The following is a 24,152-nucleotide window of genomic DNA, read 5'->3' as shown; positions in this document are numbered from 1 at the left end:
AAGGAGTTTTTATGGCTAATTTAATTTACGCAACTATAAAAGGTAAAAAGCAAGGAGTTATTTCCACAGGTTGCTCTACTTTTGATTCGATAGGAAACAAATATCAATCTGGTCATGAAGATGAAATATTCATCATTTCCCTTGAACATGAAATGACAAGAATGGGTAACGTTAATCACCGACCTGTTTCATTCATCAAACCAATAGATAAATCATCACCATTACTTGGTGTTTCAATATCTGACAATGAAGAACTAGAAATAGAATTTTTCTTTTATAGAACTGCTATTAATGGCGGAGTCGAATTATATTATTCAGTGAAATTAAAAAAAGCTTTTATAGAAAGGATCAATGTTAGTTACCCTCACGCTATAAATCATGCCAATCAGCAACCAGAGGAAATGGTTTCTGTTAGATATGCTAGTATAACATGGCAGCATTTCGCTGCCGGAACATCTGGATATAGCTTCTGGGAAGATAGGGTCTATTAATATGAAAGCTCCTCTAATTTTAGAGGAGCTAACAATACATTAATCTTATAAAAAAACGCCATACCCAATATGCTATCAGTGAGAGCAATGTTATGTTTAATTTTAATGATTTAAATCTAAGCTTCGCTGCTTTGAATAGCAGAGGGAGTACAAACAGAGCAGCCAGAGGAGCCGTAACATCTCTTGTGTCATCAACTACGAACGCTCGATGAGCCACGCACGCGTTTTCTATTTCCCCCCCATCAATATATATTTCTTCCTCGAAGAAAGAAAAAGAATATATAATTAATAGACAGAAAACATAATAAATTATGTACTTTATTCTACTATTCACCATTAATCCCCAATATCATATATATGGATTTTTTCTTTTCTAATATTCTTCTTCCATATGAACTATATTCCCTGCCTTTAGATCCGGGCGGTAATGATATTGAATTTATAATATCATTTTTATCTCTAGCTATTCCCCTATTATATCTAGAACCTGCCAATATTAATTGCTCATCTGTTAAAATACTCGTGTTTTTTATGTTTGGATAATCATAAATAATAAGATCTCTTAAATGCATTGCAACAACTTTTATATTGAAATCATCTGTTAGAAGGCAATTTGAAAGTTGTAATTGCTGCTTTGTTGTTAGTGTTGATGGGTCTATACCTAATGTTTCTGCCGCAGCTCTTAATTGAATAGCTAATACACCAACAGATGTTGCATTTGATTTTTTATTGTCACCATTGAACGTATCATTGAAAATCTGCCTAATTTGTAGAACTCCATATGCTTTAAATCTATCTGGCGTTCCTCCGGCCTCAGCAACAGCAACGCCAGCTAATAGGAGTACTGGTATATTCGCTTCATGTGCATATTTTATTATCAAATTTTTATTGTATTGCAGGTAAGCTGCTTTATATGCCCATAAATAGCTTTCTCCTGTTACAAGAGTATCACTATTAAACAAGAACTTATATCTAATAAAATCAACACCATCAAATCTTGGGAACCCCAATTCATCAACTGTACAGTAAGGATTTTTCACTTTAATATCATCCATGCAATTATTAGTTATAACAATTCTGTAGTAACTAACAAAGGAAATCCACATTTATTTAGTACCATTATGTACTAATTAGCTATAGGGTTCACTTTATAATATATTTTATAAAAAACAAAAATAAAGAAATAACCTATTACACCATCCATTTATATAATATATTTATAACTACTTTTTCTTTAATTTTTCGGATGACTGATTAAGTTTACGTTCCAATGTTCCAATCTGTTTTCTTAACTCTTCGATTTGATTGTAAGTACTTAGCGTTGCCTTGAAGTTCCGATCAACCGCTTGGCCAAAAAAGAATTTGGTACTGAAAGCCGTTACAAGCACGATAGCCAGCAAACCGCCCCCAACAAGCCACCAAAAGTAATCTTGCAGTTGCTCATAACGTTGCTTCAGCTTATTTTGAGCCGTCTGAATATCTTCTGAAAACTGGTGGCCACGGGCTGTTAATACCTTAACTTGTGTCGCTATCGCGTCCATCTGCACATCCGTCCGCTGCCGGACTGCTCCAGCAATATCGATATGTTGCAAGGTGTCCATAACATTCTGGTTAATCTGGTTCGGCACAGTGTGTGCTAATGTTGTAAACTGCCTTGCACTTTCATCCAATGAACGTAACGTCGATTGTTTAATCACATCCAGTTCGGGGTTGTAAGCCGGAAGCCGCCAAAATTTTGTCAGCGTGGTGTTCCAGCATGATATGGCAACGGATATCCACGATATTTTACAATTTACATAACTCTCTAAAATTTTCAAAAAGCTGAGCTTTAACCTCCATCTGGCTCATGTCCCATAATGTGGTTAGCTGCTTCTCTGCAATCTCACTGTCCCATGGCATTAGTGGGTCATTACGAAACTTACCAAATGGCCCATCTGTTTCTGTAAGAATGCGTGATTTGGGAATTTTCAAAGCTAAGGACTTTCCCTTTATTGTATCGAGCATTGCTGGCCCCACTGAAAACCAACACCCTAAATCGATTGCCCTTTCAAGCTGCTTAGGTGTCCCTGTGAACCAATGCAATACTGCTACCCCATCAATATTTTCGATCTCATCGAGGACAACTGACGCACTTCCTCGGCTATGGATAGTCATAATCTTGCCTCCAGCACGATTTACGTTATTGAGTATGTGTCGGAATACCTTCAACTGGATGTCCCAATGCTCTTTAAATCCCTTACCACCATCAAGCCCTATTTCGCCAATGTACCTAGTTTCTGAAAGCAGTGAATCAAATAGCTCTAACTCATGCGATCTTTGATGTGCTATTTGGGGATGAAGCCCAAGAGCTGTTCGGATTCGTTGGCTTCCTTTGGCTAGTGAAGAGGTCCCATGCCATGCTCTAGGTGTCGTTGTAACCGACAGTATATAAGTCCCTCGACGCTTGCATTCCTCAGCCACTTGTTCTGGCTGAGGATATAAGTCGAGATGACAGTGCATATCGATGCTCACACTATGCTCTCACTTAGTAAGTAGCTTTCGACCTCATCCAAGCCGTCTATAAATACCTGCTTAAAATTATTGAATGTTGCCGTAGGCAAAGGACCGCTTTTGGCGATCCATGTTCCTATTTTCAAAGTCGATTTCTGTGCGATCGCAATCCTAAGAGCCATGAGATCATCCCTGCGATCAATTTCATTTATTACTTTAGCCAAGGACTGGAAAGTGTAATCTGCATCTCTACTAATCCTTCCAGCATGAAGCGATGCCCGTCGAATGATGCACGGTACGCATACCCCGCACTGCTGATCCGTTCGTTTCCAATGACTGCAAGATACCGTACTTTCTACGACGTCAGATAAGAGTTGCTTGTTCAAGCATTGAGAGACCATTTGCCCCTTTGTTTTGAACTGATATGGATTGATTATTTGGCAAGGAATTCCGACCGCATCAAAGAGTTGTTGTATGCTGGAAATAAAATATGGATGTGTTGTTCGTGTACTCAACGTACCGATCCGGCGTGGGGTTAGTGGTGCATTTAACGAGATAAACCCATTTTCGGGCACAAAAAGATCGACCTTTTTTTGTTGAGATACTTCTTGAACAGCACAAGCGCCCACTGCCGCAAAAGCAAGAAAATTGAGGCTCCGCGTTCGCATCGTAATGTCAGTCACCCCTTGATATAGATGCGGATCAGCATTAATTTCAAACCGTGAGTATCGACCATTCAATCTTTCAGCAATTTGATCTTGTCGTGACTTATCTCCTTTATAAGCATGACTAACCAAAAGCGGAGCACGCCCCACTGTCAGAAGATCTATTGCGCCAATAGCCGAATCCAATCCTCCCGAAAATAAGCTGACGCAATCAAGTTCTTTGAGCTTAATCAGGTGAAATCTTGAATGTTGACTATATGGTTCAGGCGGTGCATAACCACCATCACAAAACTCGAAATCCCAGATGTCTCCACTAAGGAAATGCAAAGCGCTTTCAAGCTCCTTCTTTAGAGCAATCCATCGAGATGGCTCATGAAGGGGAAGACGTAGCGAGAGTTGACGAGTCCAACCATCCTCAGAGCTTTCACGCTGAACGAAAGTATCGGCGGCTGTAACCGCTAGTGCAATGCTCAAAAAATCCATGACCTGTGCTGGGATTTTGACTCCCAAGCGCTTAATTCGATCAATCGCAGGATTCCCAATAATAGATATATCCCCCCGCCCGCTTAATCCATAGAGCTGTACGGGCAACAAGTTCTCACTTGCTCGCGGTAATAGGCGATGTTCATGATGGAAAACTAATTGTGTCATTGGTAGGCCTCCCATTCTTGCCAAGCCTCAATGATTACCTGACGCTCAATTTTAACCATTTGATTTTTCGAAAAAGTTCTGATGTTGCCGACAAGTTTTGGAGCCATATGCTTATCAACAACAACTTTGATCAACTCTCGAAGTTCAGTTTCTGCATGGATGGCTTTTGAAGGAGTATCCGCTTTATTCCATGCCTTGTTAGAATCCATAACCATTTGCAAAAAAATGCTTTCAGCAAGATAACAAATCATTGTGTCAACGATCACACCATCTGTTATTTGTTGGGGATCGAAAATTGCTACACCATCGAGAGCTTCCACTAAGGCATGGTTCATGGCTGCACAAATCTTCTCTGAATCACCATCCTGCGATGTTAAAGCTTGAGCAATAGCTGATATTGCCATTTCGCATGGAAGACCAGCTAAACTGCCCAAATCAATGCTTGGTTCTCCCGGAGCCGGAGGTACTCCCGCCAAAGCCCCAAACAATCCCCCCCCTGCCTGTGTGACACTCCCTAATCGTCGGGCTGCACTACTGCTACCTCCAGAGGCCTTTCGCGCGTAATGCCCTATGGCTTTTCTGAAGTCTGCTCTATTACCGTTTGAAACCGCATTCCCCAAAGATTCCCGGAACGGCGCGAACCTTCTTTCTTGTGGCGGGGGTAAGGGTTGCTGTGGCTGATCATCAGCCCAAGGTGGAACCAGTGGCGAACCACCACCTGGCCCTGTACTTGATTGTGAAGTTCCCATTAAGCGTCCTTATTCCATTGCTCATCTTTGAGTGCTGCAGCCATCCATACAGGTGGCTTCGTTCCCTGCTGCAATTCCTGCAAGTAACGAATTAATATACTGGCCGCATCTGCCGAGTGGCGAGCCAAGAGGCATGCACCAGAAAAACCCTTAGGTCTACGAGTCCAATCCGATGCTTGCCTTAACTGGCTAATTAGACCTTCCATTACAGGCACTTGTTCCTCACGAGGAAGCGTTTCCAAAAGAGCTTCTGCTGCGGGAGAACTGGTATTTTTCATTTCAATGAGTGCATTCAGTGCTTCCCGTCCATACGGCGATAAACCAACCACATATGCACCTATTGGCATAGTTTCTCTGGACAGATATATGGCGGCTCTCAAATCGATTCCACCAAGGCGCGGTTCAAGCTGAGCCCATTGAGCAATGAAAGCTTTAGTTGTTGGATTATCAGTCCATGTCTTTGGCGCTTCAGTAGGTATTTGACCGTCAGCTTCCTCAAGCTGTTTAAGCAACTGTGGTATACCTTGTTCAATATCCACTAGATGATATAAGTCAGCGGTACCATCTACTCCAACACATCGCTCAAAGATTACTAACTTAGTGATGATTGCTTCATCCAAAGGCATTGCTCGCCGCTTGGCAATTTGAGATCGCATTTTGACAACATTCAACAAGCGCTTAACGATTCTAGGATTGCCATGGATAATTGGCGAATTGGCTAATACAGGAGCAATACGGTCCGCACGAGCAAATGCCAAAGCGAGGTTGCTATCCTCAGATTCACCAGTCATTTTTAGAGCGTCCTGGCGTGTGATAGGTTCATCTTTCCAAGATTGCTGTAATGCCTTTTCTAGGCCGTCACGGAGCGTAGTAAGTTTTTCGCCTTTTAAGCCATGCTCAATGGCATAAAGCATGAACAGATATGAACGAATCTCACGCACCCCAGCTTTTGGCACCCGAATAGGAACTTGGATGAGCTTATCAAGATAGTCTATTTGATGCCGCTGTGATGCCCCCTTGAAGTAATCAGCTACTGAAGAACGAATCATGTCCTCATCTGCTGCAATGATAAAGGCTGTATTAGTTAAGAAAAGGAATAACCTGATTGCTTCAAGTGTATGGATAGCATTAGCCGGTAGGCAGCGATCGAGGTTATCAATTACCACGATGAGTGGCTTACCAAGCTCTTCTAAAATTTCCCCATATTCCTTACGAAATGCATCAATCTGCTGAGGAGGGCTTTTTTTAGCCTCAGGTTTAATCAAATCACCAGCCTTCTCTTTGCCTTCTTTAGCCAGATTGCCCAAAGCCTCATATTCTTCCTGGCTTTGGATACCGTCGGTAGCATTCCTAAACGCGCCAATTCCCCTAGAAAGTAAACCGCCAGTAGGGACTCCAGCAAATAAAGCAGCTCCTTCCGCCAGAAACCCCATTGCTCTAAACCCATCAACCCGGCTCAGAAGTCTCTTCGCTTTTGAGATGAGGGGCGTATTTCCATCAGCAGCTTTTGTCAATGCTGTAGCGATGACTTCAAGTAGAGCTGCTCGCGCATCGTCATAGCCCTGATAGAGCCAAGAGTCAAAATTAATTACAATCCAATCTTTTTCATCTTGCTCAAGTTTTTGCTCTATCAGTTTCAAGAGTGAGGATTTGCCAGCACCCCAATTACCAAAAATGCCTATCGATACTGGTAACATACCTTCGGTAGTGAGCACATCGACGGCTAATTGGGATACTTCTCCAAAATTTAGGTAATCTTCTGATGATTCCTTGTCTGACCACATCTGTTTACCCCTTATTTTTTTCGACTATTGAAAGCATCAAATCACTCCTGATAAGGTCTATCTAGGATGCACACAGTTCTAGATTCAGCTATCTCGCGAACCCGAGGCAGTAAGCTGAAATTCATCAAAATTTCCGGATCGTAATTTTTAGTGATCTTTAGGAACTTCAATAACGCCATCAGCAATCCCCTGAGCCATTCGTTCCATCCATACTGCAAAGCGAAAATACCCAGGATATTGCAGGCAGATGTAATCCATCTGGACCTTTGATTCACTGTCCATCACCCGTTTAAAGGCATTCATATAGTCATAACAGCCCTGCAATAGCTGGGTATCGTCATTCTCTGTCAGAGGAAACCGACAGGCATAATCATGGACAATCTTTGCCAGCTGCCGCTGTTCTGCGGTTAAGTCGATCATTTTTTCCCTCTTGAAAGTGTCCGGTAGACTGTTGGTCTTGAGACTGAAAACAACTCAGCCAGATCGCTAATCGAGTACTGCCCGGTTTCATGCATCCGGCACAACTCTTTTTGTTGTTTTTCAGACAGTTTTGGTTGTTTTCCCCTCAGTTTCCCCTTCGCCCGCGCAATAGCCATGCCTTCCCGGGTTCGCAGGCGTATCAGGTCGCCTTCAAATTCAGCAAAGGTGGCCAGTACGTTGAAGAACATTTTCCCCATCGGGTCTGCCGGATCATAAATATTGGTTCCAAGCGCCAGTTTCACTTCTCTGGACTGCAATGTATCAGCTATTTCACGAGCGTCAGGTACTGAACGCGCCAGGCGGTCAAGCTTGGGAACAACCAGCGTGTCTCCACTACGCACGGCAGCTAGTGCCTGATCCAGACCAGGCCTTTGCCGGTTTGAACCCGTCAGCCCTTTGTCGATGTAAATTCTGTCCGGGGAGACACCGAGTTTTACCAACGCTTCCTGTTGGGCAGTCAAATCCTGTTTATCCGTGGAGCAGCGGGCATAGCCAATCCGTATTTCAGTCATAACGTGTACGTTTAAGGAGCCGTGAAAGAGATTGATACCGTACCAGTTATATGAGACAACGTCAGCAGTGATTTTCTCTGAAGCGCAAATTTAATTTTTACCGTCCGCAGAGCGATCCTCTTACGGACATATTCAGTGCGAGGTCAGGATGACATCCCGTCGAAAAGATAAAGGTAAAAGACTCACCGTTTTAACGGATGCAGAAAAATTCGCACTGTATGGCCTGCCTGACTTTGATGAAGGCCAGCAGTTGGAGTATTTGTCGCTTACGGCAGATGAGCTGGCGCTGGCAAACAGTCGCCCCGAAATACTGTCGCAGATTTATTGTATCCTTCAAACGGGTTATTTTAAGGCCAAACACGCCTTCTTTCATTTTTCACCGAAGGATGTGGAAAGTGATTTCGATTTTGTGGTTCAGCGTTACTTTCGTGAGGTATCCCTTACCGACAGAACTATTACCACCCATGAATATTACGCCCAGCGTAAGCTTATTACCGACTTCTTTGGGTACCGTCAGTGGTCAGGCTCCGTTGGCCCGCAGTTGAATGCCCGCGCAGCGCAGATTGTGCGTCGTGATATTACCCCTGGATTTGTTGCTACCGAACTTATCTGCTGGCTGAATGAACAGAAAATCGTTCGGCCAGGATATTCCACACTCCAGAAAATAATTAGTAAAGCACTGTCAACTGAGCGGCAGCGATTGGCGGGAATACTGTTGTCCTCCCTCGATACAGAAACACAGAGCGCACTGAATTCACTTCTGAAGAAAGATGATGCGCTGTCGGGACTGGCTGTGTTGAAGCCGGAAGCGAAAGATTTTCGGTGGCGGCAAATGTCTAGGGAAAGGGAGAAACGAAACCAGCTGGCACCGATATATCAGAAGGCTCGACAATTACTTCCCGGACTCGGGATTTCGCAACAAAATTTGCTGTACTTCGCCAGTCTGGTCAACTTTTATACCATCCATGATTTGCGTAACCTCAAAACCGAACAAACCTGGTTATATCTGACGTGCTATATCTGGCTTCGCTACCGTCAGCTGTCAGATAACCTCACCAGCGCCATGATATGGCACATGAAGCAGACCGAAGAACGCTGCAAGGAAGAGGCCAGAAAAAACTTTGAAGCAGACGTTCTGCAACGGCAGCAGGAGAATAATAAAGTCGGTCGGCTGTTATCCCTGTTTGTCGATGATGATGTGACGGATAGCATCCCCTTTGGTGAGGTACGCCAGCGAGCCTGGAAAATCATGCCCAGGGAAACTCTTCAAAGCACCGCACAGCGAATGCGGGTTAAACCAGCCAGTCGGATGGCACGACAATGGGAGGCGGTTGACACTCAGGTGGCTCATATACGACGCCATTTACGGCCGCTGTTTTGTACTCTGAATTTTTCCAGTGTGACGCCTGAATGTCCCTGGCTTGCTGCACTGACATGGGTCAGGGAGACGTTCTCTAAGCAGTTGCGGTTGACGCAGCGACTGCTAGCAGAATGTCCTCCGGCCACACTCCCGCCACGACTGCGAATCTGGTTATTGAGCATTGATGAAAAAGATACGCCGACAGGGCTTCATGCCGATCGCTATGAATTCTGGCTTTACCGGCAAATCAGAAAACGACTGGAGGCAGGAGAACTTTATCTTGATGACAGCCTGCAGCACCGCCACCTTTCAGATGAGCTGGTTTCCGTAGAAGAAAAATCCGACATTCTGGCCCAGATGGATATCCCGTTTTTACGTACTCCGGTCGAACATCAACTGGATGAACTGGCCCGCGAACTGCATGACCAGTGGATAGCGTTCAACAGAGAACTTAAGCAGGGTAAGTTGTCACATCTGGAGTTTGATCATAATACACAGAAACTAAGCTGGCGTAAGTCGGATTTAACAGGGCCATCGGACAGTGTGACGGATTTTTATTCACAACTGCCCCTGTGTGAGTTGGCGGATATTTTTCGCTTCGTTAATCAACAGTGCCAGTTTTTGTCGGCACTGACACCGCTACAACCTCTGTATGTGAAAACGGGAGCTGATGCAGACAGCCTGATGGCGGTAATAATGGCACAGGCCATGAATCACGGTAATCTGATGATGTCCCAGACCAGCGACATTCCTTACCATGCGCTCAATGATTCCTACGAGCAATATCTGCGTCTCTCCACGCTGAAGGCAGCATGTGACTGCATTGGCGACGGAATTAAGACACTTCCTGTCTTCCCATATTACTCCCTGGAGTTAGGGGAGCTGTATGGCGCTGTCGATGGGCAAAAATTCAGCGTTGAGCGTCCGACTATCAAAGCCCGTGCATCAAAAAAATATTTTGGGCTTGGGAAGGGCGTGGTGGCTTACACCCTGCTATGCAACCATATTCCACTCAATGGTTATCTCATTGGGGCTCATGAGTATGAAGCACATCACGTTTTCGATATCTGGTACAGAAATACCAGCGGGATTGTACCAACGACGATAACCGGTGACATGCACAGTATTAACAAGGCTAATTTCGCCATTCTTCACTGGTTCGGCCTGCGTTTCGAACCCCGCTTTACCTCGACAGAGGACATGCTGAAAGAACTATACTGCGCGGATGATCTGGAACATTATAAAAAATGTTTTATCCGGCCTGTAGGGAAGATAAATCAGAAAATTATCATTGATGAAAAACCACATCTGGACCAGATTGTCGCCACGCTGGGGATGAAAGAAATTACTCAGGGTGCACTTATCCGCAAACTGTGTACCTATTCAGCGGAAAACCCGACAAGGAAGGCCTTGTTTGAGTTTGATAAACTGATCCGTAGTCTTTACATTCTCCGGTATCTTCGTAACCCGCAGGTGGCCAGAAATAGCCATCGATCGCAAAATCGCATTGAATCCTGGCATCAGCTTCGTTCAGCGATCGCGCAGGTTGGTGGTAAAAAAGAGCTGACAGGTCAGAATGATATTGAGCTGGAAATCAGCAATCAGTGTGGGCGGCTGCTCAGCATCATTATTATTTATTATAACTCCGTCCTGTTGTCGCGGTTGCTGCAGAAGTATGAAAATGTCGGTAACTCCCGGGGACTTGCTCTTCTCAGACGAATGTCGCCCATAGCCTGGCAGCATATCTTTCTGAACGGCCATTACACCTTTATCAGTGAAGGGAAAGAACTCGATCTGGACGCCATGATTGAAGGACTGACGTTGTCATAGTCAAGCCCGCAAAATTTTGGCGGCTTCCCGCTTACAACCCCAAGATGCGGTGACGGGGGTTCCCGAAGAACAAGAAAGACAGGCGGTTGAAAACGCGAAGTTAATGCTGGTGGCCCAGTTGGCGCAATATAAACGTGAAAGTGTGTCAGAGCTGGATGATAGCAAAGGGCCTAACTTTGATATTAGCGCGAAACCAGACACCGAGACGCAAACAGGCCGCCCCATGCGGCCTTTTAACGTTGGGGGAACGATGATTCAGAGAATTGTGGTGATCAGCACCATGAAAAAGCCGGTGATGGTCCGGGCTGTGTTTAAAGACGGCGATTTGCTTTTGGAAGACCGGAAACGGCTGCCGCCAACACGCAAGGCAATGCTGAGCGCACTGTCAAAAGACATCCCGAAAATGGTCAGGGCGGGGTTTAAGGTGCTGGTGGAGGAAATCAGCGGCGACATTGCGCAGCATATTGGCGCGGTCCGTATCCGGCTCAGCGATAAGCATCATGATGGCCGGCCGGTGATTGTCGTTACCGTGGAACGCTATCATGAACTGAAGAGTCAAGGCAGCCTCATTTACCCCCCGAAGGGAAAAAGCCTGTATGACATTTCCCCTTCCCTGCTGGATGTTGAATTCAATCCGGCGGGTGAACCAGTCTACCGTATTGACTGGACATCACTGACCCCTGAACACGTTCTGATGCTGCTGGTGGTTTACAGCACGGTATTCAACAACGTGGGGTCAGAGGCGTACATTAACGCCATGCACTCTACGGGGGTGGATAACGCCTTTTCCCCGTTAACCGCCCTGTTTAACCTGGTTGGCGCCTATGATAGGCAGGTCGAAAAGGACACGGTTTCTTCGACTTTAACCGGCACACGCATCGATAAACAGACGGTGATCCTATGAATGACTATTCACGACTGGATGACCGCTGCATTGCCGATCCTATCATTCGGGCTTATCTGCACCGCGAGATTATTGCCCAGTCTCAGCTATTCGACCACGCCAGCAATATCGCCTACACCCTCAAACCGGATGAGGCGTTCAGAGCCGATCTGGTCGCCTACCGGGTGTATAAAAACGCCGTGTTGCGTTGGGTGGTCAGGCTGGTGGCCGGGCATGAAAGTGAGTTAGAACCCTTACCCGTGGGTGATAATTTGTCCTTACCTTCCGCGGCCTGGATACGCGATAGGGTCAGGCACTACGCGGACACCCCGGAAATCCTGAATGACTGATTTTCCCCGCACAGAAACCGGTCGGTATGAGACTGACGGGCTACTGCCCAGAGAATTTAACCGGCTGTTCAAACAAATTACCCGGGATCAACAGGCCAAACGTCGCCGGCGTCAGGCAGGCCGGCTACTGACGCCCTCCCTGTTAAAAAATAAAAAGGCGGAGGAGGTGATGGCCTTGGGTAAAAAACGGGACGGGACGTTATTTACTCAAGACGACCTGAAGACGTTTGAAAAAAACCGGCAAAAAATTCGGGCGGGGTTTCATGCCCAGATGGCAGGGATCACCTATCCCCAGCTGATCGCGAGTTGCACCCCCATTGATATCAAACGGGCAAACAACACGGTCGATGATGGCTCAGGCATCAAAACCGCCGCCTTTATCGGCATGGAACAGAATACGGCCATTATCCGTGTCACGGCGTCCGACCAGTCCAAAGACAAGCACCATCGCGTTAAGATCCGCTTTGAAGAGTGGGATACCGCCCTGGAAAGCCTGTCAGAGACAGAAAAGAATTCCGCCCGTGTGATACGCCGGATGTGTGCCGGCCGGGTGTCATTTGACTGTGATTGTGGCCGCCACACGTATTGGTATCGCTATATTGCAACCGCGGGGAATTTCGCGGTGAGCCCCCCGAAAGAGTATATCTACCCGAAAATCAGAAACCCGAACTTAACTGGCGTGGCGTGTAAACACGTGATTCATGCGATGACCCGAATGCAGGCCGGCACCTGGCAAATGCAGGTGGGGCCGGTTGTTGCAGAAAAACGCCCGGGCCACCAGCTTTGGGGACAATAAACAAAAGACCACCGCGTTTTTTGGGCCAGCGCAGCTAAAGCAGCTTAACCGGAACCGGAAAAGTTAAACCAACCACACCGCAATAAAAGACGAGTACCGGCGCTATCAGCAACGCCTCGCGGCACTGGCGCAGAAATTCACTCAAGATCCAAAGAAACTGGATGCGTTGCGCTCGCAGCTGCAGAAAGCAAAAAAGCTCACGGATTCGCAGCGTATAAAACTGCAAAAGCAGCAGGAAGACATCAACCGGATGAAAGCACAGGAACAATTGTTAAAACAACAATTGAAAGATGTCTTCACGATGAAAAAACAATCCTTCATGGATGCGCTCATCCTGTCAGGTAAGCGTCCAGAACAGGCTGAAGCCGCCTTCAGCACGTACATGAAAAAACAGGCCAAAGGGAACGCATGAGCCGCTACAACGCATGGCTGGATGATATTCCGGACAATGAAATCACCGGCATGGGCTCAGCCCAGCCACACCCCAACACAGACCGTTCAGCACAGGCTATGGCACAGTGGGATTTCGATGCGGTTCAAACGCCACCCGAAAAGATGAGCACAGGTGAGGATCAGGCCCCGCCGGGGCAAGCCGTCCTGCCCCCGGACCTATCGGCAAAATCGCCGGATATCACCCTGAAACCCCGGTATCAAGGCCACGCTCCCCTCAATGATCTCGTGCGTCAGGACTGGATAAAAATGATAGAGGACGATCCGGACAGCTATGATGCGTTGTTATATCGCCCCCCCCCTCCAAAACGAATGACAATGGCGTTGAGGGCCCGGTTTTTACAGAATTAAATAACCATCAAAAAGAGCTTTCCTACACCGACCTGCAAAAAGTGAGGATGCTGGACTGCCCCGATGAGCGTGAAGCTTTTACTGCCGTGGATGCGGATGGCGATCAGGATGGGGGCACGGATGACTTTTTAGTGATCCGGGCCGCCGCAATCGGCGTATCCGTCGGTGCCATCTTTGAATGGAATGAAGCCTTATCCCATGGCTGCTTAGCCCGCCGATTCTGGTACGTGCTGCGCATTTTTACATATGGCACGGCCTCCGTGGGGTCGCTTTATTACTGCATACCTGCCCGAAATTTCAGTCAGTCATTATGGGCAGATCATGAGCCAAGATGAAAACAACGACGTGTTAATGCGCATAAAGTCGCTGAAGTTAACGCCCCTCGGCGAAAGGGAAGTCAGCGGATTCCGGGGGATTGATATTGCGGTGGGAAATCACATTGCCGCCAGCCTGAAAGGGCTCAGGGTGAATCACCCCGATCCACACAATCAGGGATTTATTGAGTTTATCAGCCGCCCGGCGAGTGATCAGATGCTGCTTGGCCGTTTCGACGATATCAAAGATTTCATCCGGACCCTGCGCCAGGCAAAAGCGGGCAGAAAAAGTCAGTCAGAGGATCATGATGTGAATCATGACGCCCTGCCCGTGATTAACCTCTCCCGCACCATGGATTTCAATATGATGCCGAACGACCGACAGATAAGACGGGACCGATACGGCGAAGTGTTTGACGGTGAGACGATTGTGGCTGTTCTGGAGGTCCATCCTGTCAACCTGGTTTACGATATTGTTGTTCTGTCAGCAGAGAAAGAGCCGTTATCCCTCCTGTGTAATGCCATTGCCGTTCACTTTGCCGGGATGAGGTCCATCAGCTTTCACGCACTCATCAATATTGCCCATGCGGAAGTCAACATTGAGTGTGCGTTCAATGAGGCCAGAGAAATTGCGTTTTCGGATGTGTCATTACCGGTCACGGAAGATCGCCTTTTTGGTGCCCGGGCCAGCCTAAAAGTCCAGGCGGATATCATTATGGCACATGCCGTTATGCCACAGGTTGAAAAAACCGTCGTCACTGCACAGAAGCCATCATGAATCAGTATTTTTTACAGACCCTCGAGATTAACGGTGAGGCCTTGCCGCGGGAATCCGTCACCTCCGTCGCGTACATCGAAAACGCCCAATTAGCAGCCCCATTGTTACTGCTGAATGTCCGTGACGTCACCGGCTACGTGCTGGATAACCTGGGTGTTAGAGAAGGGGCAGTGATAACGGCCACTCTGGGCGATCCTGACGGCGAACAGGCCTTGTTTAAAGAAACGTTCTCGGTCATTTCTGCCCCGCTGAATAGGGACACCGTGACCATCACCAGTCTTTCTACCGCCATGCGAACACTGTTGATCCCCACTGGCACCCCCCGTTTTTTTACCGATGCTGAACCGGAGAAAATTATTCGCACATTGGCAAAAGGACTCCAGACAGTGGCAGATCCCTTTAACCGCCTGGATACCTATTAAACATGGGGCAAAAACCCGCGACGCTCATTCGGCAAATCGCCAAAGACCACGGGGCGCTGGCCTGGACAGCCAGAGGCAAGCTCCATTTGAAATCGATGAGGGGCCTTATCAACACAAAACCCGCGTTCACCTATGAATACAATAACCCCCGGGCAAAATACCGCATCACAAAACTGAGCAACCTTAACGCCGATTTTGCCGTCACCGCCGCCAAACACCATCGCTATGTCGGGTATTCCATGACAGAGGGCTATCGCTCATTCGGGGAGGCGTCATTGCCGGTGAAAGTGGTTTCCGATTCAGACTTAGGGACACTGCAAAATCGGGGACGGGTTTTGATCCCCAAGCTCGACATTGAATGTACGGGAAACCCGGCCATTCAGGCCGGCACTGTGATACAAGTGATTATCCATCGTTATGATCCGGATAACCGGATTGATGAATCCCTCCCAAAAAAATGATTGTCGAGCGCGTCACCCAGTTTGAAGAGCGTATTGCCTACAGCACCCGGATGATCTTGGGGGTACCCCAGTGAGTCACGCACTCTATGGCAGCCATCGGGCTATTGTCGTGGCAACAGAACACCCAGCCGGGCTGATGAAAGCCCAGGTGAAACTGTTAACCTTATGGGACAGTGTACCCGATGCCGTTTTACCGTGGGCGGAATACCGGCTTCCTATCGGGGGGCATTTACCCCCGCAGTGAAAGGGGATCTGGTCTGGGTGGAGTTTCCCTATGGGGGAGACAGCCGCTATCCCATGATCACCGGCGCGGCACAGGATGCCCCTCACGGCATTCCGAACGTGGCGCCGGAATCCTCCGGCCAAAGGGGAGCCTATGTGCCGCCCGCCGTGGCAGGTTCTCCCCCTTTGCCTGTCTTATCACCAACAAAAGATTTGGTGTATAAGCGCAATCACTTACTGGTCATTCATACTGCGGGTGGCGGTGTCACGATAACCAACACGGCAAGCGGGGCCTGTATCGGGATGAATGAAGCCGGGGATGTATTTCACCATGCGACCGGGGATTATTTTCTGCATGTCGGCGGCAAAACCACCATCAAATCGCAGGGAGAAATTACCTTTGAGAGCACGGCGGGGTTTAATGCGAAGGCGCCAGAGTTCAGCTTTTCGCAATAACGGTGAAGAGAATAACGTTTATCCACAGCAAAAGCCGGTGCTGGTAAGGAAAAGATGAATATTATTACAAGGGATAAGTTCATCACGGCTAAGATCGGGACTTTCCATAAACCATTAAATGCTTGCACCATTTTTCAAGAGGGTTATGACAAATTCTGTGTTAACTTAGTGCCTCTTTCTGGCGATCAATATACTGGTCAACCGAACTGACCCGAATGTAGGCATAATGCATATAAACCTAAAAAGTCTTTAAACCTGATAAAAATTTGTAGGATACTCTATAAAATTGACTTTCCCGAGGTTTATAGAGGATTATTTCCTAGTTTTTAGCATGGATGAAAAGGTATACCTTTTGGATAACAATCATACCTATCCGCTATAGCCACACCACGACAGGCTCCTATTCAGACGAATCAATATCGAGTTGACGCAATTGACGGTTAACCTTTTTGCGATTAAACCTGACGGCATCCAGCTCATCAATCGAGGGACGAATATCCCTGACGGTGGTCGTTTCATCGACATTAATGATAGCTTTCAGTAACGCCAGTGTTTTATCGCTTTCATCAACTAAGGTTGCTCCGGGCATTCTATTTCCGGCCAGACAAAAAGGCTATTTTAGGCGAGAACTATCGAGAATGGTTGCAATACGGATGTTGTGAAGCCAGTGCTCGAAAAAATTGTACTCATAAGTGAAACGATCACCGGCATCAAATTCAAAGTCATCAAGCGAGATTATTTACTATCATGAAAAATATTAATGGTTATCAATGCTATTTAGAGCCAATCATAATTTTATGAGTCCATTTGAAATATCCAAGAATTTGTTTTGATTTTGTGTTGCATACGGCAAACGTAGCTACTAATTCTTGAATTTGCTTGGTGTCAACGTCAATATGGCTAGTCCAAGTATTTTCTTGTGTAGTTATATAACTTAAAGTTGGTGGTGTCGAAGTTTTTGCTTTGTCATTAATAATTGGCGAGTTAAATTTACTAATATCTAAATCAATAGGAGAATGAATCGCTTTAATAGTGTCGTTGGTAACTTTAAGATCTGACAAGATGATAACATCATGTGAATTTACACTAGTATTTTTTGATGACAATGAAAATACTCGCCATTGAATATCATCATTTTTATTAGCTTTTGGTATTTCTAAATAAGTTTTTTTAGCAATATCGGCTCCATTAATGAAAGACATTGCATTATTATTACCTAGAACAACCACATTAATATATTTTCCGTCTATCTCTTTAATATGACCGTAGTCTTCAACTAGTTGCTGATGAATAATTTCATCTGTGTCAAGAGTGATTAGTATGTTAATGTTAGACATTATAGCCTCCTAATTAATTACTTTTAGTTATTACAGAAAATATAATGGCAAATTAATATATGAATAATTGCCAGCTGTATGATGTCATTGTCAAATAATTTGGAAAATATCAAAATAAATATTACAAATAAAATTTATAAAAATAAACTTATTATGAGTCTGTCCTAGATAACCAATATAACCTAAGGTAGTTGAGCGCCAATACGGTATAGACCACCTTGCTCACATAGCACCCATCCTCACAGATCTTGTAGTGGATGGCATCCAGCTTGCTACCTGACGGAGTTGTACGGGGTTACCACGTTCCTATGACTCAAGGGAACAGGTCTTCCGTTTACACCGGCTGGCAACACTCACTATACCTCATCTGTGATAAGGTATGCCTGCCAATGTGCCTTTTTGGCTGAAGCCTGACAGCCGCTTTGGCTCCATAAGTATTAGGATGCTTCTCGAAATTAGCTTTTGCTGACCATAACCTCATCCCTGGCGCCTTCACCGCCTGCGGCTGGCAGTTTGGGATTGACTCTCGCGAATCGTTCGGCTACGTTGTCCCTGACGCTTTGCACGCCGAAATTACTCTCAACGCACAGTCAGGTAGGGAACTATTAGTGAGACAGCAGGTTATACTTTCAACTTATTGGGTGAAACAATCACAGGAACAGCCTCGTGTCGCACCACAGAATTTCTAACACTCCCACTCGTTCATTATGTCACCAATTTCACGGAGTGCCCCACGGTTTTTTACGCTCTCAAAACGTTACTGGGATCAGCATTTTTGGGCAAAAGCTATTTTTGTGCGACGGTAGGTCAATTAACGGAATAGATGATAAAGGCCTATCTGGAGCATCATTTTGAATCAAACCTGAATGATAACTTCAGGCTGGATAATTGATGCATCGTTCAGTCGATGCGTATCAGGAATGTCAGTCCGTTAATCACTAACCCACCGACTTTAGTCGGTCAGCTTTAGCTGCGATACTGTGTTGCACGGGAGGTGCAACATGGATTACAGATATGGCAGCCACACGGTATTTAATATCGAATATCATTTTGTGTGGGTAACAAAATACAGGTACAAGGTGCTGACGGGTGAAGTCGGTATTCGGGTGCGAGAGTTAGTCCGTCAGACGTGTGAAGCATTTGAAATCAGAATATTAAGTGGTGTCGTGAGCCAAGATCATGTTCACATATTGGTGAATAGTCCGCCGACATTAGCACCCTCAGAAATCATGAGGAGGCTGAAAGGGAGGACAGCGAATAAGTTGTTTGAGGAGTTTACTCATCTGAAAAAACGCTATTGGGGTCAGCATTTTTGGGGCAGAGGCTATTTTTGTTCTACGGTGGGTCAGTTAACAGAAGAAATGATTGAGGCTTATCTTGCCCACCATTTTGAACCGAACCCAAATGATAACTTCAGGCTGGATAATTGATGCATCGTTCAGTCGATGCGTATCCGGAATGTCAGTCCGTTAATCACTAACCCACCGACTTTAGTCGGTGGTTGTTGGGTCTTATGAATTTTATTTGCAATGCTTTTTTTGATATTTTTTAATTAACTGAAAATGATACTATTCATTTTGGAAAAATAATACAAGCTACTTATTTAACCTTCATTAAATCTACCGTAATAACAAAATCCATTAAGAAGTTGGATCTAAATAATATATAAAACTAGATGTATTTTCATAAAAATGAACAATTAAAATTTAATCAATTGATGTTAGTTAAAACTTTATAAGAAAAAATATTAAAAATTGGAATAATTTTTATTGGAAATATTCCCACCTAAAATAGGTATGATAATTATTAAAACATATGAGTCCTCACCTGATCTACGAGATACTAATATAATGAGAAGTATTAATATCGGGACTGGTAATGAAAAGTCTACATATCAGTTAGGAATATATAGACCATGTTTTTGGAATAATGTCGATGTAATAGAGATAAATAACTGTTATCACGATGGCAGGAACGGCAACGAAAGTGGTCATGCTAAGAAGAACTACGACCGTGTCGGTAAATATTATCTGAATCACAGTGAGGGCAATGAACAGTAATGGTAGCCACAGGAAGATCTTAAATAGCAACAGAATACCATAACCAATTTTCGCATGCAGAAAATACAGGAGAAGCGAATGTCCAACAATTGGAATATCGAAGCGGATTATGCCGAGTATATCGAACCAGATTATTCATCTTTCGGAAATGAGAAGTTTCCGAGCCACTGCCGATTGCGAGTACGAGGAGGGATCAAGATAGACAAGAAAAGCCTTAAGGCGACAATCTACTTCAATGCGATATCGCAGGCGTCGGAAGGCACGCTTTTACCATGGATGCAGGACACATATGAGTCATCCGACCCAAAGACCGGCAGCACCACAATCTTCCTGCCAAAACTGAATAGCCTCAGCGTGTCGGTGTACCATCAGGTGTATATGGGCGCAAGCACGCCACCCAAGCTGGAGCCGCTGGAGCTGGCGTTCGGCAGAAATCTGCCGATGGGAATGACTCCCAAGTCGTTCAACAAGGAGGGAAAGATATTTCTGTTCGAGTGTGCTGGTACTAGCGTTCCGATCCCATTTGGTTCGAAGAATGCCACCTTGCATTGCATATTTTCAGGATACAAGTATAGCGGGTACTGGGCAGGTTCACACAATGGCATGTATGCCGATTCCATGAAGCCATTGAAGCGCACGGACGATGTTCGGTTCAAGCACACCTTCACGACTGCTCCGATTCCCAGCATTAGTGACATGAAGACGGGGGGGTAGCCCGTTGCACTGCCGAGCGGCTAATCGTGCGCGACGCGGTAAGCGGGTGCGTATCACAGTGACCAATGCCAAAGCAGCCTGATGAGCTATATTAGGAGAATGTAATGAACGCACCCCAACCACTTAGCTCCCGGCATTGTGATGGAATTGAGATATGAGGCGTGGATCCTCTCAGATTTCCGGCCTTATAGTGCCTAAAAGTGGAAGCCTGTAGCTTCCCGATGACTGGAGGATCCACTCATGAAATATACTCCTGTTGGCGTCAATATTGCAAAACATCTGATGCAGATTCATTTTATTGAGGAATCTACCGGACAATCAGTTGCAATAGAAATCATAATTACCAGCATAATTTTGCAGAAGATAATCACACATAAATCCTGATGATTGACCGCCTGATAACGATACAACCATCGGTTCCTTTTTAATTTCAGGCACAATAGTTCCTTTTCACTGCAATAAGACAACGTGCTAATAGGATTAGAAAAGAAAATAGTCATTACATAACATGTTACATGTTGTGACATGAAGGCGTTGTCACGATAGACATTCTAACTAACTATTTATTTTGATACAATCAATGCCCGTATTGCTAATCAGGTGTCATTTTGATGTTCAAGGTTTTTAAAAACACCCTCATCTACCCGTTATCACAAGCGGTGCCGAATCTCACCGAAGCTGAATTACTTACCCTTATGCCGCATTTTGCGTTTACGCCCTGTGACCCGCATGAAGCTTCCCGGATTGGCTGGCTAATGAATGATAATCGTCCAGCGATGTTTGTTCACGGTAATAACCTGCTGCTTGTGGCCGTGAAAGAGAGTAAAGATATCCCAACCGCCATCATCCAAGAACACCTGAATGCCAAGCGTGATGAATTAGCGTCAGTACAAGATCGCAAATTGCGCCGTTCTGAAGTGGCTCAAATTAAAGATGACGTTATTCAGGCGCTGTTACCCCGCGCATTTCCGAAACGGAACACCCTTCAAATGTGGATCGACGTTGATAACGGTTTGATTTCCATTGACACCTCCTCCCCCCGCACAGCAGAATAGGTATTGTCACTTCTGCGCCGTACACTGGGATCCCTGCCCGTTGTCCCTGTTGCCACAGAAATCCCCGTTGAAGTAGCGATGACGGAGCGGCTAAAAGAGGCGAATACCCTGCCGGCCAAGCTGAGCATCAGTGAGAAGATTAAAAAAGCCGATCTGATTTATGACGATGGGGAAGTCCGATTCAACAAAGAAGACCGATTGAACAACGATGAAATGGTTTCCATGCTGTTAGATCAAGGCCGTCAGGTTTGCGCACTCGGCGTTCATGTTGATACCCAATGCGGATTGGATTTAGAACTAACCCGTTCATGCAAATTTAAAAAATTTCAGTTTGGTGAGGCGTTTTCAACGCAAAATAAAGCTGAAGAAGACGCATTATCCCGCGAATACGCCGATTTTATCTTAATGGTGGATGAGCTACGGACGGCTTACACCCTTATTTTTGACGCACTGGGCAAATTACAGGCCCCCAGAGAATAACTCTTTTATCAAGGTGAGCAAATGTCTGCTGTGGGGACGAAGAATTCAATCTGTTCTGGGCATGGGGGATTTCCTCCCCGCCCTTCATCCGAAGGTGAAGCCCTGGTAAAAATCAATGGCGTTTCTGTACTGGTGGACGGGAATGTGTTTCCTGATCACACTGACAGTAATAGCACGCATAACGGAACCGCCATCAGCACAAGACCGTGGTTTACGGTGAACGGGAAAGCCCTTTGTTGTGTTGATGATCCGGTGTCGTGTGGTTCTGTTGTGGTGTCTGGGGACACTTCTTTTAAGGTAAGTTAAATGCTAGACAACGAAAAACAAATCGCCGCATTCAGGGCGTTGGGCGCGGAAGGATTACACCCACCAGCCGCACTGTGCATCGCTAAATCGACTGCAGATAATTCCCTCAAAAAAGCCGCCTTACTTCGCCAGCTCATGAAGCCAGAAATGAGCTATCCCGCTTCAGTCATTCACGCCGTGAACAAGGTGACTGATGCTATTAGCAAATTAACAGTTTCGGCCAACGCGGCACATGCGTTCCATGACGCTATCAATGGTTATCAAAGCCCATCCCAATTGATCCAGATACGTATTTGGCTGGACGTGTTATTTGAAAGGCCACCTATTGCCCGACAGTACCCCGTTTCATTTGATTGAAGCGATTGCGGATACAGACATAACCACCGCACAAAATCGGCTCATTGTGGGTATTAACACGGATGATATTCAGGCAGCAATGAATAGTATCAATTCACTCCTGGATAACCGGCTGGGGGCTGGTGGTCTTATTCCAACGTTGACCGACGAACAGATAGCCCGGCTAAACGACGCAGCTGAAACATTAACGCGTTCGCTTGATGACCTTGATAAAGCCACGGAGGCCGTTAATCGATTAGCCACACAGGCTAATGATTCTGCCAACCGGGCGCAAAAATCCTTTCGTAATGCCGTCAGTGTTTCGATGCTCGCCGGCTTGCTTGAAAGCCCGGCCATGACCCGCGCATTAAAAGCCATCACCCCGGTGTCTGTCATTGCCGCCTTGTCGTAGGAGCCATTATGTTACTGGGTGGGATAACGTCATTCCCTATTGGAAAGTCACTGAAATTAGCCGGTGTTGGCTTTGTGTTGGCCGTTATCAGTATGGGAGGATATCTTGCATATAACCAATATAAAAACCTTACAAAACACATTGTAGAGCTGAGTCAGGATAAAGCCGAATTGTCCGGTGAAAATCACACCTTAAAGACGATTATCAGCACTCAAGATAACAATATACGATTCTTAAAGGATCGCATAACCGCCCGAAACAATCGGTTAACTCAACAACCACCGACTAAAGTCGGTGGTTTCAGAATGCTGACAAACCGCGTTGAAACCATACAATTACCGTCTCCATTATCAACCCTCCTCTTCGTTTTTTTTCTGATTCATGCCCGTTATTCCCCTTTTCCAGAACGTGATGGGATGGTTGATCGACTACATTCACGGCTGAACCCCAGATAAAACCAACAAAGCGTGGCCACCAGTAACGCTATCTTCTTGATATTTTGCGCGGTGGCCGCCAATAGGCACTGTATCTGCACTTTCAGCAACCCGCGAAAATGGGCGTAACGATGCCCGTGATGCTGTTTGGCATCCGCAAAACTGCGCTCTATCGTTTCTTTTCGTCGCTTATGCATTTTTTTGCCCCACGGCGTTAACCGAATGTATTGAGCCTTTTCTTTGCTCGTTTCCCAGAGGTGCCGCGTGATGGTTTTTCCCTTTTTAGCCCGTGTACAAGCCGACCGCTGTGGACAGTTCTGGCAAATGCCGGCGGCTGTTTGGTAATGGCGGTATCCCTGGCGGTCGGTGGTGGTATAAATCAGCTTTTCGCCCTGCGGGCAGGTATAGCAATCGTGTTGCGAGTCATAAATAAACTGTTTCTTTTGGAACGTATTAGGGCCTTTGTTTGGGCGACGATAGCTGATGACCGGGGTGAGCCCCAGTTGCAGGGTCAGGTGGCAAA

General features: G+C 45.9%; 31 protein-coding genes and 3 pseudogenes. 20 read left to right on the top strand and 14 right to left on the bottom strand.

Annotated elements, in window-relative coordinates; all coding sequences use genetic code 11:
- Positions 1 to 11: 11 nt before the first annotated feature.
- Positions 12 to 491, top strand: coding sequence for an Hcp family type VI secretion system effector (locus Xsze_RS21020; protein WP_038239115.1), 480 nt, complete (start codon positions 12 to 14; stop codon positions 489 to 491).
- 28 nt (positions 492 to 519) lie between these two features.
- Here Xsze_RS21020 and Xsze_RS21015 read toward each other — a convergent pair whose 3' ends face one another.
- The 9 genes from Xsze_RS21015 to Xsze_RS20975 all read right to left on the bottom strand — a co-directional run bounded on the left by Xsze_RS21015 (position 520) and on the right by Xsze_RS20975 (position 7,822).
- Entirely contained in the window at positions 520 to 828 is a 309-nt protein-coding gene (locus tag Xsze_RS21015; RefSeq protein WP_038239113.1) for a YjeO family protein, read from the bottom strand.
- Complete coding sequence (locus Xsze_RS21010) at positions 818 to 1,546, bottom strand: hypothetical protein (protein WP_167331011.1); 729 nt, start codon at positions 1,544 to 1,546, stop codon at positions 818 to 820. The genes Xsze_RS21015 and Xsze_RS21010 overlap by 11 nt, the downstream gene beginning before the upstream one ends.
- A gap of 168 nt (positions 1,547 to 1,714) precedes the next feature.
- On the bottom strand, positions 1,715 to 2,188 hold the full coding sequence (locus tag Xsze_RS21005; RefSeq protein ID WP_143707609.1) for a hypothetical protein: 474 nt from the start codon (positions 2,186 to 2,188) through the stop codon (positions 1,715 to 1,717).
- A gap of 88 nt (positions 2,189 to 2,276) precedes the next feature.
- Entirely contained in the window at positions 2,277 to 3,002 is a 726-nt protein-coding gene (gene qatD / locus Xsze_RS21000; protein ID WP_099139187.1) for a Qat anti-phage system TatD family nuclease QatD, read from the bottom strand.
- Complete coding sequence (gene qatC / locus Xsze_RS20995; RefSeq protein ID WP_209435288.1) at positions 2,999 to 4,312, bottom strand: Qat anti-phage system QueC-like protein QatC; 1,314 nt, start codon at positions 4,310 to 4,312, stop codon at positions 2,999 to 3,001. Before qatC ends, qatD begins: the two co-directional genes overlap by 4 nt.
- The gene (locus Xsze_RS20990) at positions 4,294 to 4,785 is read right to left on the bottom strand and encodes a hypothetical protein (protein ID WP_242672432.1); all 492 of its coding nucleotides are present in this window, start codon (positions 4,783 to 4,785) and stop codon (positions 4,294 to 4,296) included. Before Xsze_RS20990 ends, qatC begins: the two co-directional genes overlap by 19 nt.
- A 260-nt stretch (positions 4,786 to 5,045) precedes the next feature.
- Complete coding sequence (locus Xsze_RS20985) at positions 5,046 to 6,830, bottom strand: KAP family P-loop NTPase fold protein (protein ID WP_038239102.1); 1,785 nt, start codon at positions 6,828 to 6,830, stop codon at positions 5,046 to 5,048.
- Positions 6,831 to 6,977: 147 nt separating this feature from the next.
- Positions 6,978 to 7,250, bottom strand: coding sequence for a hypothetical protein (locus tag Xsze_RS20980; protein WP_013141629.1), 273 nt, complete (start codon positions 7,248 to 7,250; stop codon positions 6,978 to 6,980).
- Positions 7,247 to 7,822, bottom strand: coding sequence for a recombinase family protein (locus Xsze_RS20975; RefSeq protein ID WP_013141628.1), 576 nt, complete (start codon positions 7,820 to 7,822; stop codon positions 7,247 to 7,249). The genes Xsze_RS20980 and Xsze_RS20975 overlap by 4 nt, the downstream gene beginning before the upstream one ends.
- Before the next feature lie 148 nt (positions 7,823 to 7,970).
- On the opposite strand from Xsze_RS20975, the gene Xsze_RS20970 reads away from it, so the two are divergent.
- From Xsze_RS20970 to Xsze_RS20925, 12 genes are all read left to right on the top strand, one after another.
- Positions 7,971 to 11,012, top strand: coding sequence for a Tn3 family transposase (locus Xsze_RS20970; RefSeq protein ID WP_038239100.1), 3,042 nt, complete (start codon positions 7,971 to 7,973; stop codon positions 11,010 to 11,012).
- Positions 11,013 to 11,028: 16 nt separating this feature from the next.
- A complete protein-coding gene (locus Xsze_RS20965) occupies positions 11,029 to 11,916 on the top strand; it encodes a hypothetical protein (protein WP_051462428.1) in 888 nt (295 codons plus the stop codon).
- Positions 11,913 to 12,245 carry a hypothetical protein gene (locus Xsze_RS20960; protein WP_038239098.1) on the top strand — a complete coding sequence of 111 codons (333 nt, stop codon included), beginning with the start codon at positions 11,913 to 11,915 and terminating at the stop codon, positions 12,243 to 12,245. Before Xsze_RS20965 ends, Xsze_RS20960 begins: the two co-directional genes overlap by 4 nt.
- Positions 12,238 to 13,041: a phage tail protein gene (locus tag Xsze_RS20955; RefSeq protein WP_244431805.1), complete on the top strand. Its 804-nt coding sequence runs from the start codon at positions 12,238 to 12,240 to the stop codon at positions 13,039 to 13,041. Before Xsze_RS20960 ends, Xsze_RS20955 begins: the two co-directional genes overlap by 8 nt.
- A 166-nt stretch (positions 13,042 to 13,207) precedes the next feature.
- Positions 13,208 to 13,453, top strand: a complete 246-nt coding sequence (locus Xsze_RS23020; protein ID WP_244431804.1) for a hypothetical protein — start codon at positions 13,208 to 13,210, stop codon at positions 13,451 to 13,453.
- Entirely contained in the window at positions 13,450 to 13,842 is a 393-nt protein-coding gene (locus tag Xsze_RS20950; RefSeq protein ID WP_051462427.1) for a hypothetical protein, read from the top strand. The genes Xsze_RS23020 and Xsze_RS20950 overlap by 4 nt, the downstream gene beginning before the upstream one ends.
- A 47-nt stretch (positions 13,843 to 13,889) precedes the next feature.
- Complete coding sequence (locus tag Xsze_RS20945) at positions 13,890 to 14,177, top strand: hypothetical protein (RefSeq protein WP_051462426.1); 288 nt, start codon at positions 13,890 to 13,892, stop codon at positions 14,175 to 14,177.
- Positions 14,164 to 14,934 carry a hypothetical protein gene (locus tag Xsze_RS20940; RefSeq protein ID WP_038239096.1) on the top strand — a complete coding sequence of 257 codons (771 nt, stop codon included), beginning with the start codon at positions 14,164 to 14,166 and terminating at the stop codon, positions 14,932 to 14,934. The genes Xsze_RS20945 and Xsze_RS20940 overlap by 14 nt, the downstream gene beginning before the upstream one ends.
- Before the next feature lie 41 nt (positions 14,935 to 14,975).
- Positions 14,976 to 15,356, top strand: a complete 381-nt coding sequence (locus Xsze_RS20935; protein ID WP_143707608.1) for a hypothetical protein — start codon at positions 14,976 to 14,978, stop codon at positions 15,354 to 15,356.
- 2 nt (positions 15,357 to 15,358) lie between these two features.
- A complete protein-coding gene (locus Xsze_RS20930; protein WP_038239091.1) occupies positions 15,359 to 15,817 on the top strand; it encodes a hypothetical protein in 459 nt (152 codons plus the stop codon).
- A 70-nt stretch (positions 15,818 to 15,887) separates the two neighbouring features.
- Positions 15,888 to 16,061: a hypothetical protein gene (locus Xsze_RS23015; RefSeq protein ID WP_244431803.1), complete on the top strand. Its 174-nt coding sequence runs from the start codon at positions 15,888 to 15,890 to the stop codon at positions 16,059 to 16,061.
- Between the two features lie 17 nt (positions 16,062 to 16,078).
- Positions 16,079 to 16,495 (top strand): hypothetical protein, encoded by a 417-nt coding sequence (locus tag Xsze_RS20925; RefSeq protein ID WP_244590091.1) that lies wholly within the window; start codon positions 16,079 to 16,081, stop codon positions 16,493 to 16,495.
- A gap of 400 nt (positions 16,496 to 16,895) precedes the next feature.
- Here Xsze_RS20925 and Xsze_RS23010 read toward each other — a convergent pair whose 3' ends face one another.
- Genes Xsze_RS23010 through Xsze_RS20915 form a run of 3 tightly spaced genes read right to left on the bottom strand, consistent with a single transcriptional unit; the run spans position 16,896 to position 17,832 of the window.
- Complete coding sequence (locus tag Xsze_RS23010) at positions 16,896 to 17,084, bottom strand: hypothetical protein (RefSeq protein WP_038239088.1); 189 nt, start codon at positions 17,082 to 17,084, stop codon at positions 16,896 to 16,898.
- Positions 17,085 to 17,108: 24 nt separating this feature from the next.
- Complete coding sequence (locus tag Xsze_RS23005; protein ID WP_244431810.1) at positions 17,109 to 17,231, bottom strand: IS1096 element passenger TnpR family protein; 123 nt, start codon at positions 17,229 to 17,231, stop codon at positions 17,109 to 17,111.
- Positions 17,232 to 17,268: 37 nt separating this feature from the next.
- Positions 17,269 to 17,832, bottom strand: a complete 564-nt coding sequence (locus Xsze_RS20915) for an AidA/PixA family protein (RefSeq protein ID WP_038239086.1) — start codon at positions 17,830 to 17,832, stop codon at positions 17,269 to 17,271.
- Positions 17,833 to 18,575: 743 nt separating this feature from the next.
- Here Xsze_RS20915 and Xsze_RS20910 point away from each other — a divergent pair.
- Positions 18,576 to 18,724 (top strand): annotated as a pseudogene (locus tag Xsze_RS20910) (transposase); the annotation flags it as partial.
- A 109-nt stretch (positions 18,725 to 18,833) separates the two neighbouring features.
- Positions 18,834 to 19,262: an IS200/IS605 family transposase gene (gene tnpA, locus Xsze_RS20905; protein ID WP_099139186.1), complete on the top strand. Its 429-nt coding sequence runs from the start codon at positions 18,834 to 18,836 to the stop codon at positions 19,260 to 19,262.
- Positions 19,263 to 19,830: 568 nt separating this feature from the next.
- Here tnpA and Xsze_RS23440 read toward each other — a convergent pair.
- A pseudogene (locus Xsze_RS23440) lies at positions 19,831 to 19,902 on the bottom strand (IS1 family transposase); the annotation flags it as partial.
- Between the two features lie 68 nt (positions 19,903 to 19,970).
- On the opposite strand from Xsze_RS23440, the gene Xsze_RS20895 reads away from it, so the two are divergent.
- The 5 genes and pseudogenes from Xsze_RS20895 (at position 19,971) to Xsze_RS20865 (ending at position 23,195) form a co-directional block, all read left to right on the top strand.
- Positions 19,971 to 20,606, top strand: a complete 636-nt coding sequence (locus Xsze_RS20895) for a hypothetical protein (protein WP_038242162.1) — start codon at positions 19,971 to 19,973, stop codon at positions 20,604 to 20,606.
- A 611-nt stretch (positions 20,607 to 21,217) separates the two neighbouring features.
- Positions 21,218 to 22,141 (top strand): annotated as a pseudogene (rdgC, locus tag Xsze_RS23000) (recombination-associated protein RdgC).
- A gap of 21 nt (positions 22,142 to 22,162) precedes the next feature.
- The gene (locus Xsze_RS20875; protein ID WP_038242156.1) at positions 22,163 to 22,447 is read left to right on the top strand and encodes a PAAR domain-containing protein; all 285 of its coding nucleotides are present in this window, start codon (positions 22,163 to 22,165) and stop codon (positions 22,445 to 22,447) included.
- A complete protein-coding gene (locus tag Xsze_RS20870; protein ID WP_038242154.1) occupies positions 22,448 to 22,804 on the top strand; it encodes a hypothetical protein in 357 nt (118 codons plus the stop codon).
- Entirely contained in the window at positions 22,773 to 23,195 is a 423-nt protein-coding gene (locus Xsze_RS20865; RefSeq protein ID WP_143707607.1) for a hypothetical protein, read from the top strand. The genes Xsze_RS20870 and Xsze_RS20865 overlap by 32 nt, the downstream gene beginning before the upstream one ends.
- Positions 23,196 to 23,583: 388 nt before the next feature.
- Here the strand turns inward: Xsze_RS20865 and Xsze_RS22995 are convergent.
- Positions 23,584 to 24,152: transposase (locus Xsze_RS22995; RefSeq protein WP_244590059.1), on the bottom strand; the 569-nt coding region annotated here is incomplete at its 5' end.

It is taken from the genome of Xenorhabdus szentirmaii DSM 16338 (assembly GCF_002632585.1).
Lineage (GTDB): Bacteria > Pseudomonadota > Gammaproteobacteria > Enterobacterales > Enterobacteriaceae > Xenorhabdus > Xenorhabdus szentirmaii.
This window is presented reverse-complemented; position numbering and strand designations above follow the sequence as displayed.